We start from the raw sequence: 13,445 nt of genomic DNA, 5'->3' as shown, positions 1-13,445 counted from the left end.
ATATAGATATCAATGGGATTTGAAAAAGATGACTCCTGTTCAATACAGAAACCATCTTAATAATTTAGTATAGTTTTTTTCAAATTGTCCTTGACAAAGGGTACAGATTACAGCGAGTTTATGTTTTTTAGAGGGCTAATTAAAAATAAATTTAGGAGTTCTTAGCGAAGCGAATGCAATTGTAGTAATATATACTTTTGATTTTTATACGCCTAAATAATCTCTATCAATTGTCATTACAGCATTATAAAAAGGGTATAATTTTTTAAGTTCTTTATTGATATCTTCTTCTAGATTTGATTCATCACATTCTGAAAATCTAGGATTAAAATCAATTACAACGTCAAATATTAGATTTTTGTGTTCGCCTTCGCCTACAATTCTAAAGTCATGAATTGATTTTATTATAGAAAAAGTCTTTAATACATCTAAAAGTTCATTGCGACATAAGCTAACCTCTTCATCAGTAGTATTTATGGGGTCCATATGGATTACTAGATACATGCTGAATTCATCAGAAATTTCTTTTTCAGCTTTGTCTATAATTTCATGTATCTTAACTATAGAAATATCGCAAGGAACTTCGGCATGGATAGAACCCATACATCTGCCGGGTCCATAGTTATGGATAACTAAATCATGGGAACCTGTAATATAGTCATATGATAGCAATTTTTCCTTAAGCCCATTTACAAGGTCCATATCAGGAGCTTCTCCAAGTAAGGGATTGATAGTTTCTCTAATAAGGGAATAACCGGCATACATTATTATGAGTGATACCACCATTCCCATGTATCCATCTATTGGTAAATCAACCCATTTAGATAAGAGTAGTGATAGTGCGACGCAACTTGAACTATATACATCAGTTAATGCATCAGTTGAAGAAGCTTTAAGGGCAGAGGAATTTATAGCTTTACCCATTGTTTTATTAAATCTACTAATCCAAATTTTAAAACCTATGGATATTAATATTAATATAAAAGGTATAAGAGTAAAGATTACTTTTGATGGATGAATTATTTTATCGAAGGAGGTTTTAATAAACTCGAAACCTACTAAAATCACTAGAAAAGAAACTATGAGTCCAGAAACATATTCAAGCCTTCCGTGTCCAAAAGGATGCTCCCTGTCTGGAGGTTTACTGGCTAGTTTAAACCCTAGAATTGTAATAACTGACGAGGCTACATCTGATAAATTGTTAAAGGCATCTGCAGTAACTGCTATACTGTTTGATATTATTCCTATTATTAGTTTTGTAGCAAAAAGAATTAAATTTAATATAATTCCAACCACTCCACCTAAATAACCATATTCATCTCTTACTTTTTTATTATTAACATCTTTATAATTCTTTATGAATTTTGAAATTAAAAATTTTGATAACATATTTTCACCTCTGATTGTATAGTATAATTTAAAATAAGAATTTTAATCATTAATTTTAAACATATAGTTTATTATAGCATTTATTTAGATTTTATAGAAATATTATGAAAAAAATTTGTTATACTAATAAAATAGATAATTAAAAGCCATAACATTCATTGGAGGAATATATATATGAACAAAGAATTAGAATTTGCGCAAGAGCTTATTGATTTTATTTATGATAGTCCAACAGCTTTCCATGCCGTAGAGAAGGTTAAAGGGGTTTTAGACAAAGAGGGCTTCTTACAAATTAAAGAAGGAGATAAATGGAATCTTAAAAAAGGCGGAAAATACTATAGTACTAAGAATGATTCAGCGATAACTGCTTTTGTGGTTGGACTTGGTGAAATTGAGGAGAATGGTTTTAAAATTATAGGTGCCCATACTGATTCACCTAGTTTTAGAATTAAACCAAAACCAGAAATGGTGGTGGATGATATATACGTAAAATTAAATACAGAGGTTTATGGCGGACCAATACTCAATACTTGGATGGATAGGCCACTTTCAATAGCAGGACGGGTAACTTTAAGAGGTCAGAATATTTTATATCCAGAAACTAGACTAGTCAATATTAGAAAGCCTATATTGATAATTCCAAATATCGCAATTCATATGAATAGAGAAATAAATACTGGATTTGAATTAAATAAGCAAAAGGACACTTTACCACTACTTTCAATGGTAAGTGGTGAGTTAGAAAAGGATAATTACCTTATGAGTGCTATAGCTAAGGAATTATCTGTAGACATTAAACAAATTATAGACTTTGATTTATTCCTTTATGAATATGAAAAAGGGTCAATTATTGGCTTAAATAATGAATTTATATCAAGCTCAAGACTTGATGACTTAGCTATGGTGCATGCAGGTATAAAGGCACTTACTAGGACCACAGCAGTTGTGGCAACGAACGTAATGGTTTGTTTTGATAATGAAGAAGTAGGAAGTTCAACAAAACAAGGCGCTGATTCAAATATGTTAGTTGATGTTTTAGAGCGAATTGCTATATCCTTAGATAAAAGTCGAGAGGATTTCTTAAGAGCTATTTCTAAATCCTTTATAATATCTGCAGACAATGCACATGCTCTACATCCTAATAGTCCAGAAAAAAATGACCCAACGAATAAGCCTTATATGAATAAAGGCCCAGTTATAAAAATAAGTGCAAATCAAAGTTATACAACTGATAGTAATTCCGCTGCAGTCTATGAATTAGTTTGTGAAAAAGCAGGGGTTCCAATGCAAAAGTTTGTTAATCGTTCGGATGCCCGTGGAGGTTCAACTATAGGACCAATATCTTCAACACATTTAAATATACGATCTGTGGATATGGGTAGCCCAACACTTGCTATGCATTCTATAAGAGAACTAGGTGGAGTAATGGATCATACTTATGTAACTAAATCTTTCGAAGAATTCTATAAAATTTAATTTAAATAAAGCTAAGATTCATGTCTGCAAAAGACTCACAATTATTTCGGAGGCCACTGAAAAAAGCACTCTTTTTCAGTTGAGTTTTCAAGATTGAACAGAAAAAGCATGAGATATCCATATTTTTGGATATCTCATGCGTTCTCTGTTATAATTAAGTTTAAAAGGTCCTATTTAATGCTTTTCAACTTAATTATTCTTTTTAGATTTACTGTGAAGATTGATAACGCACCTTGCATTTGCATGCTAATTAAGCCTGATGATGTTGCTACATCATAGCCATGCTGGTGCTTAAGTTCACTGTTTTTAGCCTCTATCATATAACGTTCCCTAGCACGTTTTTTAAAATATTCACTTTTTTCGAACTCCATTTGATCTTTGTGGGTATTTGACTTTATTGAAACTGAATAAGTTTTAGATTTAGCACCTTCTTTATAGCACCCATTTTTATGATCACAATTTTTACACATCTCTACATTAAAATAATAAGTTAGCACTTGGTTTCTACCAATATTCTTCCTTCCCTGTTTTGCTTTTTTAATAGCCATATAGCCTGCTGGACATACAAATAAACCTGCATCTTTGTTAAACTCAAATTCATCCTCTTTTTTTCGTTTTCCTTGTATTTAGTCTTGAAATTAATGCAATTTTATTTTCTTTTGTATATTCTAGGTTTTTCTTTTCAGAATAAGCTGTATCTCCAATAACTTCATTAACCTCTATACCAGCCTCACGGCTTTTTTCTATTAAGGTTATGAGTTCCTTTCCATCACTCTTTTCGCCAGTTGTAATAACAGCTGCTGTAATTACACGTTCTTCACTCATAGCAAGGTGTGATTTATATCCAAAAAAAGAACTATCCTCAGTTTTATGACCAACTTTTGCATCCTCATCTTTTGATAGTTTTAGATTTTCTAAGTCATCACTAACAGCTTCAGTTAAGTAGCTTAATTTAGTTTTCACAGCTGGATTTGCTACAATTTCTGGCTTCTCGTTTATGCTATCAATTAATAATTTGCAGTACTCAAGAATATCTTCGAGTACTCCAGTTGTAACTTTATTAGGCAACTCTTCTTTAATACCAGGATTTACTCCGTACAATGTTTTTCTTAAGTTTTTTGCACGTTTCAATAATTCTTCTCCTGCTGATTTTTGGTTATAACGTGACTTGGTATGTGTCGCATCAACTATTATTGCTTTACTTTTTAAAACTCCCTCTTTTATAGCCAGTTCTACAGTCTTATTTATTAATAAATCCAATAAATTCATATCTTTAAGGCGAAGCTTTCTAAATTTAGTTAATGTACTTGAGTTTATTAAATTTGTTTCTTCTGGGGCTAAATTCAGAAAATATTTAAAGGACATGTCGTAAAGAGCTCTTTCAACAACATCTTCATCTGACAGTTCATAGATAACTTTCAAAAGCAAATATTTAAATAGCATTATGGGGTTAATAGCACCTCGACCCATTGATGAACTATAGTTAATCATTAATTCGTCATAAACAAAAGAAAAGTCAACAAGGTCATTAATTTGCTTTAAAATGTTATCTTTCGGAATAATTAACGAATATAAGCTATGGTATATATTTATTTCTATTTCCAATTGTCCTTTTAGCATAATAGTTTAGCCCCTTTTATTTTATTCTACTATACTAATTCGACATATCTTTTAAATTTCCTTTTTGTTTTTTAGTCTTTTACATAAAAAAATCGCCATCTTTAATTCGATGACGATTTTTCATATAGTTTTTCAGTGGCCTCTTATTTCGTTGTGAGTTTTTTTTATTTTTACTAATAATTAAACGATTAGTTGGAGACAATAATTTCATCTAGTCCGAAAACTTTACAAATATTATTAACAAAAAGTGTTAAAGGGGTGTTTATAATGCCATATGTTATATTAGGGGCAATAGTCGTGATAAGTATTTTAATCTACATAGTGGTAAGTAAAAATCTGAAATATTATGAAGAAGAAAACTTACTAAAAGATGTTCCAACAATAAATGTAAATAGGGAAGATTTAGAAAAACATGCCTTTGAAATAGCACGTCATTATTCTGATGTCAAAAATACTAACTGTAAGAAAAAGCTTATTAGTAATTTAGATAGAAGTTATGAGAAAATTTTAAGAGGCTACGAGAATATTGATAAAGAGGGTAAAGAAAAAAAAGAGGTATTACCTGCCGCAGAGTGGCTTTTAGATAATCTTTATTTGGTAGAAAAGGAATATAAAAGTATTAAGTATAATATGCCACAAACATATTATAAAGATCTTCCAGTAATATACAAGGGAGTTATGAAGGGTTATCCAAGGGTTTATCATATAGCTATTGAGATAGTATCTCACACTGATGGGAGGATGGATGAGGTCGTTATCTCAAACTTTATTAGTGCGTACCAAAAAAATGCAGTACTTACAAGTGGGGAGCTTTGGGCTATTCCTATAATGCTTAAAATTGCATTAATTCAGAATATTAGTAAGATAACCGAGAAAATTGTTAAAGTCGAGCATGATAAAAAAGATGCAGAAATCGTTGCTGAAAGATTAATCAATGCTTTCAATGAAGGAAAAATTGCCACAGAAATTTCTGTGCTAAATAGTGAAAAGTTCACATTTAGCTCTCATTTTACAGAAAGGTTACTTAAATTGTTAAGAGATAATGGAATTGATTCTAAAGAGGTTTATGATTTTATAGATGAAAGACTTGGAGTTCAGGATACAACTTCAGATAGAGTTATAGCATTAGAACATCAGGTTGAAGCAAATTTAGAAATATCGATGGCAAATTCAATTAATAGTATAAGAGTTATTGAAGGGCTAAATTGGAAAAAATATTTTGAAAAGTTAAGTTTTGTAGAGCATATCTTAAGGGCGGATCCCTCGGGCATTTACTATAAAATGGACTTTAAATCTAGAGATAAATATAGACATGAGATAGAGAAATTATCTAAACATACAAAACTTCCAGAAGCATATATCGCAAAAAAGGCTATAGAAGCTTGCATAGAGAATGATAAAGTAGATAACAAGATTAAAGATTTAACAAATAATATATATAAAGGGCATGTTGGATATTACTTAATAGATGAGGGACTTGATGAACTAAAAAGCAAATTAGGATATAAAAATAACGGCACAGATGGTTTGAAAGATATAATAAGGAAAAATGCAGCAAGTTTTTATATAACTACTATTATTATATTTACATTCCTAATAACATCTCTGATCATTGCGAGTAGTTTATTTAATGATGTTGACAAAGATTTATGGAGATATATTCTAGCTATAATTGTTATATTAGTGCCCTGTAGCGAAATAGCAATATCAATGTTCAATTGGAGTATAAGTGTTTTGAATAATCCATCATTTATACCTAAGATGGATTTTAAGGAAGAAATACCAGATAAATATAGTACGGTTATAGTGATTCCAACATTGTTAAATAATAATTCTAGGGTGGATAAACTAATAAATGATTTAGAAATATATTATTTAGCTAATGACCAAAAGAATTTATTTTTTGCAATCCTTGGCGACTTTAGTGATAGTGATGCTAAGGATGAAAAAGGAGATAAAGAAATAATTGATGCTGGCATTTTATTAATAGAACGTTTAAATAGAAAGTATTGTAGTCAAGGTAAAAAGATATTTTTCTTTTTAAATAGATATAGACAATTCAATAAAAAAGAAAATAAGTGGATGGGTTTTGAGCGAAAACGTGGAAAACTTATGGAGTTTAACGAGTTTTTAAGGGGCAGTGAGAATACAAGTTACAATGTAATAAGTGCTGACGCCAAGGAGCTTAGAAAGGTTAAATATGTTATTACATTGGATGCAGACACAAAACTTCCAAGGGACTCTGCAAGGAAACTTATAGGCGCTATGGCACATCCACTAAATAACGCTGTTATTAATCATAGTAAAAAAATTGTGAGCAGAGGTTATGGTCTAATGCAACCAAGAATCGGAGTATCTATTCTTAGTGCAAACAAAACCTTGTTTTCAAAAATATTTTCTGGTGAAACAGGGATAGATATATATACTACTGCAGTGTCAGATGTATACCAGGATTTATTTGGCGAGGGAATTTTTACTGGTAAAGGAATCTATGATGTAGATGTCTTTAATTATATGTTAAAGGATGAAATACCAGAAAATACTGTATTAAGTCATGATTTATTAGAGGGTTCATATGTTAGGACGGCATTAGTTACAGATGTTGAATTTATTGATGGATACCCAGCTTATTACAATTCTAGCTCTATGAGATTACACAGGTGGACTAGAGGAGATTGGCAGTTATTACCTTGGCTTAAAAAGTCATCACCGCTAAATCTTATTTCTAAATGGAAAATATTTGACAATTTAAGACGGAGCTTACTTGCACCCTCCATTACGATTTTACTTATACTTGCTATAGGGGCAATACTTCCTGATGGCACAGATAAGTGGATTATTGCAGCCTTCGTTGCAATTTTAGCACCTATTCTTTTTGATGTAAGTGAAGCTGTAGTTTCACCTGCTAAAGGCATAAGCTTATCTGGTAAAATTCAAAATAGTAAGATGGCAATAGAGCAAGTATTTTTAATTTTTTGCTTTATACCATTTCAAGCATATATGATGTTAGATGCCATATTTAGAACTTTATATAGATTAATTGTAAGCAAGAAAAATTTATTAGAATGGCAGACAGCAGCAGATGTGGAGGTTAAACTTGGGAAAAGGCTTAAAGATTTTATAACATCTATGTGGATTGGTAGTGCAATTTCACTTTTGATTCTATTTTTAGCATTCAATTCGGGCATGAGTATTGGATATCTTAGTGTGCCTTCGTGTATACTTTGGTTTTTAAGCCCTATAGTTGCGTATGTTATTAGTCGAGATAGAAGTTTAGTATCCTTAAATATTGATGAGGAAGAAGAAAAATTCCTAAGGAAATTAAGTAGAAAAACTTGGGCATATTTTGAGGATTTCGTTAATGATGAAAATAACTGGCTTGGACCAGACAATTATCAAGAAGATCCACCAAATGGATTAGCGCATAGAACTTCACCAACTAATATGGGAATGGAGCTTACTACTAATATAGTTGCCTATGATTTAGGATATATAGGGATCATAGATGTATCTAACAATATAGATAAGATCATGTCTTCAATGGAAGGTTTGGATATGTATAATGGTCATTTCTATAATTGGTATGATACTAAAACTAAGGCCCCACTTTACCCTAGATACGTATCTACTGTAGATAGTGGTAATTTAGTTGGTTATCTTTGGATGGTTGCTAGGGCACTAGAGGATTTTTTGACTAACCCTATATTTAGACATATGAAAGTTAAGGGTTTGCAGGATGATATTAGGCTTGCTAGTGAAGAAATAGAGGCGACCTCTGCCGTCAAGGAAATATATAATGATGTTATGCAAAAAACTTACAATGAAAAGATTGATTTTAACTCTTGGAAAGTTATTCTTTTAGATTTAGTGCCTAAGATTCAGGAGGTGGAAAAAATTGAAGAAGGAAAGAATCTATATTGGAATAAAAAATTAAGAGTTGATGTGAATGGATTTTTAGATGAGATAAATGAATTTTTTCCTTGGACCAATTATGATTATGAAAAAGAACTAGATATAGAAATTAGTGGGTTACTACGTAGTCTACCAGAGAAAACAACAATAAATTGTATTCCAGAAAGTATAAATAACATATTAAATATGTTAAGTAACAAACTTCAAAGTAGAGAAGTACGCGAAAAGTTAAAAAACTTATTGCAACATACAAAAGAAAAAGCTCAAACGATTATTAATAACATTCAGAGCTTAAAAGAAAGACTAAACACAATGGCCGAGGATACGGATTTTAAAATGTTATATGATGAAGATAGAGAGCTTTTTAGAATCGGATATGATGTTGAGAATGATAGCTTAGGTAAGAGTTATTATGATTTATTAGCTTCTGAGTCAAGGCAGGCTAGCTTTGTTGCAATAGCAAAGGGAGATGTTCCTAAAAAACATTGGTTTAAACTTGGTAGGTCTATGACTCTAATGGGCAAAAGTAAAGGATTAGTTTCATGGAGTGGTACCATGTTTGAATACATGATGCCTCTACTAATAATGAAAAATTATTCAGGAACAATGCTGGATGAAACATACAATGCTGTAATTGGCGCGCAAAAGAAGTATTGTAATGAAAGAGGTGTACCTTTTGGGATATCAGAATCTGCATTTTATAATTTTGATATAAATTCAAATTACCAATACAAGGCATTTGGAGTAGCTGGAGTAGGCTTAAAGTCAGGACTTGAGAATGAATTAGTTATTGCACCATATGCTACTGTTATGGCACTCCAAACTGATTTTAGAGGAGCTTACAATAATCTTAAAAGTCTAGCAAGAGAAGGATTAGAAGGTACTTATGGGTTTTATGAAGCTGTAGATTACACTAAAAGTAGAATGTCTAAAGATGAACCTAAAGCTATTATTAAGTGCTTTATGATTCACCATGAGGGAATGAGTTTAATGGCAATAGACAATGTGTTACTTGAGAATATTCTTCAAAAAAGATTTCATGCTTTGCCAAAGGTGAAAGCTACAGAGCTATTGCTTCAAGAGAAGGTTTCTAAGAGAGTAGTATATGATAGGGAACATAAGTTTAATGTTCCAGGCACTACTGTAGGAAAGCAAAAGATTATAGTTAGAAAATATACTACAGCTAAAACGGAAACACCAGAAACACATTTAATTTCTAATGGAAGTTATTCACTCATGATTTCAAATAGTGGAGCAGGTTATGCTAAGCGTGGTAGAACAATGATTTACAGATGGAGAGAAGATGTCACTAAAGATAATACAGGTATGTTTGTGTATATTAAGGATGTAGGTAAAAATGAATACTTTAGTGCTACTTATGAACCATGCAAAAATGTAGGCAATAGATATGAAGTTACATTTGCCTTAGACAAGGCTGAATTTACAAGGAGTGATAGTGATATTACTTCGCGCATGGAAATCACCGTGTCTACCGAAGATGATTCGGAGGTAAGAAGGTTATCAATTACAAACAATACTAGTGAAAGTAAATACTTAGATGTTACAAGTTATTTAGAAGTAACCCTTGCTCATTATGATGCTGATATAGTGCACCCAGCTTTTGGGAATCTGTTTGTAAAGACAGAGTATATAGACAATCCTACTTGCATTTTGGCAACGAGAAGACCTAGATCTAAAGGAGGAAAACAACCTTGGATTATGCAAACCGTTGCTGTAGATGGAACTACAGTGGGGCCAATGCAATATGAGACTAGCAGAGCAAATTTCATAGGACGTGGGGAGAACACATCACATCCTATATCTATGAAGACTGACGCACCGCTATCCAATACTGTAGGAGCTGTGCTAGACCCTATAGTAAGCATAAGAAGAAGAGTTAAGGTGAAATCCGGTGAAACCTGTACTATAGCATATACTACATCAATAGCAAGTACTAAAGAGAGTGTAATAAGTTTGGCTAAAAAATATAGTGAATTTCACAATGTAAATAGGGTGTTTGAGCTAGCGTGGAGTCAAACCCAGGTAGACATGAAATATTTAGGAATAAAATCGTCCCAAGCAAACTTATACCAAGTTATGGCGTCCAAAATTTTATTTTTAAACTCTACTTTTAAACTAAGAGAGGAATATATAAAGAAGGTAGCGAAGGGGCAATTTACACTTTGGGGATATGGAATATCAGGAGATTTACCTATAATGCTTCTAATAGTACGTGAGAGCAAGGATAAAGACCTTGTACGTCAGCTTTTAAACGCTCATGAATACCTAAGTCTTAAAGGGTTAAAAGTTGATTTGATTATAATAAATCTTCAAATAGCTTCATATGACCAACCGCTTCAAACAGATATTAAAGATTTAGTAGGTAGCAGCCATTTAAGAGACAAAGAAAATAAACCTGGAGGACTCTTTGTACTAAGTAAGGCCACTATCATTGATGAGGATATAGAACTTCTAATATCTATAGCTAGGATAGTTATAGATTCATCTAAAGGAATGATTGTAACACAAATTCAAAATAATTCTAAGAAAATAGAGAAGGTGGAATTACTTAAAAACGTAGAAAAACAATTTACATTTAAGACTCATAAGTTTGAGCTGGAGCCATTAGGGTACTTTAATGACTTAGGAGGGTTTAATGTAGAAAATGAAAACTATACTATTTTACTCAAAGACTTTAATAACACTCCGGCACCTTGGATAAATGTAATATCTAATGGTGATTTTGGATTCCATGTATCAGAAAGTGGATCAGCTTATACTTGGCAGCAAAACAGCCGTGAAAATAAGATTACAACTTGGTCCAATGATTCGATAAGTGATGAATGCTCAGAAGTTATATATTTAAGAGATGATAGTAACTGCAATGTGTGGAGCATTACACCTAAGCCTATTAGGGATGGTGGTGAATACTTAATTGAACATGGATTTGGATATTCTAGTTTCAAACATGAAGCTTACGGAATTATGGGTGAAGTAATCATGTTTGTGCCTATGGAGCATAACGTTAAACTAGTCAAAATAAAACTTAAAAACAATAGTAATATAACTCGTGATTTAAGTATAACTTATTACGCAGAAATGGTAATGGGAGTTGTACGAGAGCATACAGCGCAGCATATTGTTACTTATTTGGATAAAGAAAACGAATATATATATGCAACAAATTCATATAATCAGCATTTTGGTAAATTGAAAGCTTTCTTAAAATTATATGGAGGAGAGCAGCAAAGTTTCACTGGTAATAGAAGTGAGTTTTTAGGTAGAGGAGGGAGCACAGAGGACCCTGAAGTATTAAAGAGAGTAAGACTATCTAATAATGTAGGAGCAGGGATGGATCCATGTCTAGCAGTAACTTCGAAAATTAAAATAGAACCTAATATGCAAATTGAACTAATAGTAATGCTGGGCGAAAATGAGAATTTAGATAATATTTCTAGTATTATAAGTCAATTCAAAGATTTTGAGAGAGTAGATTCAGAACTCGAAAATGTAAAGAAGTATTGGAATAAGATACTTCATACTGTTCAGGTTAAAACTCCAGATAAGAGTATGGATTTAATGCTTAATGGATGGCTTATGTACCAAACTATAGTATGTAGATTGTGGGCAAGAACTGCTTTTTATCAATCAGGTGGTGCTTACGGCTTTAGAGATCAGCTTCAAGATGTTATGTCACTAAGTATTCTTGAGCCTAGCATGACAAGAAAACAAATTTTGTATAGTGCTTCAAGACAATTTGTTGAAGGCGATGTGCAACATTGGTGGCATCCGGTTGTGGATAGTGGAATAAGAACAAGATTTTCTGATGATTTATTATGGCTTCCTTATGTAACTATGGATTATATAAAAAACACAGGTGATTATGCTATTCTTGATGAAGAAGCGGGCTATCTAATGGATACGCCACTGGCTGAGGGCGAGGATGAAAGATATAATGTATCAAGAAAGGCAGATTTTACTGGTAGCATATATGAACATTGCATAAAGGCCATAGATAAAGCGCTTAAATTTGGTCCTCATAATATTCCTCTAATGGGAAGTGGGGATTGGAATGACGGTATGAGTACCGTAGGCAATAAAGGTAAAGGTGAGAGTGTATGGCTTGGTTGGTTCTTATATGATATACTTGGCGATTTCGCTAGCGCTTGCACTTTCAAAAAGGATGATGAAAGATTTCAAAAATATAAGGATATGAAAGAATATATAAGAGTAAACTTAGAGGAAAATGCATGGGATGGCAAGTGGTACAGAAGGGCATATTTTGATGATGGAACGCCACTTGGTTCATCTCAAAATGAAGAGTGCAAGATAGATTCATTATCCCAATCATGGGCAGTTATATCAGGTGCTGCAAGTAAAGAAAGAGCAGCGGAGGCTATGGAGTCATTAGAACGTTATTTAATAAAAGAAGATAATGGAATGATCTTACTTTTAACTCCACCTTTTAGTAAATCTAATTTGGAACCTGGTTATATTAAAGGATATGTGCCTGGAGTTAGGGAAAATGGTGGTCAATACACACATGCTGCAACTTGGGTAATTCTTGCATTTGCTAAACTTTATAAAACGGACACGGCAGTAAAACTTTATAATATGATAAACCCTATTAATCATACAAAAACCATGACTGATTGCCAGAGATATAAAACTGAGCCTTACGTAATGACCGCTGATGTTTATGGAAAGGAACCCCATGTAGGAAGAGGAGGGTGGAGTTGGTATACAGGAACCTCAGGGTGGATGTATAGGACGGGAATAGAAGCTATATTAGGACTTAAATTAAAGGAGGGAAAAGGATTTACAATAGAGCCTTGTGTTCCAGACGAATGGCCTAGTTATGAGATTATTTATAAAAAAGAAAAATTTGAATATGTAATTGAGGTTAAACGTGAGGGAGAAAAAGGAATTTGGATTGATGGTGATTTATGCATAGATGGGTTAGTTCCATTTATCGATGGAGTGCATAAAGTATTGGTTATAATATAAAAATGGGATGACTTCTTTTTAGAAGTCATCCCATTTTTATA

General features: G+C 32.3%; 3 protein-coding genes and 1 pseudogene. 2 read left to right on the top strand and 2 right to left on the bottom strand.

Translation table 11 applies throughout. The annotated features are described in order from the left end of the window. Positions 1-204: 204 nt before the first annotated feature. The gene (locus KPL55_RS19115) at positions 205-1,389 is read right to left on the bottom strand and encodes a cation diffusion facilitator family transporter (RefSeq protein ID WP_216308348.1); all 1,185 of its coding nucleotides are present in this window, start codon (positions 1,387-1,389) and stop codon (positions 205-207) included. Positions 1,390-1,563: 174 nt separating this feature from the next. Between KPL55_RS19115 and KPL55_RS19110 the strand changes: the two genes are divergently transcribed. Further along, positions 1,564-2,865 (top strand): M18 family aminopeptidase, encoded by a 1,302-nt coding sequence (locus KPL55_RS19110; RefSeq protein WP_216308347.1) that lies wholly within the window; start codon positions 1,564-1,566, stop codon positions 2,863-2,865. A 170-nt stretch (positions 2,866-3,035) separates the two neighbouring features. On the opposite strand, the pseudogene KPL55_RS19105 reads toward KPL55_RS19110, so the two are convergent. Next, a pseudogene (locus KPL55_RS19105) lies at positions 3,036-4,485 on the bottom strand (IS1182 family transposase). A gap of 267 nt (positions 4,486-4,752) precedes the next feature. On the opposite strand from KPL55_RS19105, the gene KPL55_RS19100 reads away from it, so the two are divergent. Further along, positions 4,753-13,404, top strand: a complete 8,652-nt coding sequence (locus KPL55_RS19100) for a glycoside hydrolase family 94 protein (RefSeq protein ID WP_216308346.1) — start codon at positions 4,753-4,755, stop codon at positions 13,402-13,404. The last annotated feature ends 41 nt before the right edge of the window (positions 13,405-13,445 follow it).

Source organism: Clostridium lacusfryxellense (assembly GCF_018861735.1).
In the GTDB taxonomy this organism is placed as follows: Bacteria; Bacillota; Clostridia; order Clostridiales; family Clostridiaceae; genus Clostridium_AD; species Clostridium_AD lacusfryxellense.
The sequence above is the reverse complement of the archived record's forward strand: the minus strand, read 5'-3'. Positions and strand labels throughout refer to the sequence as shown.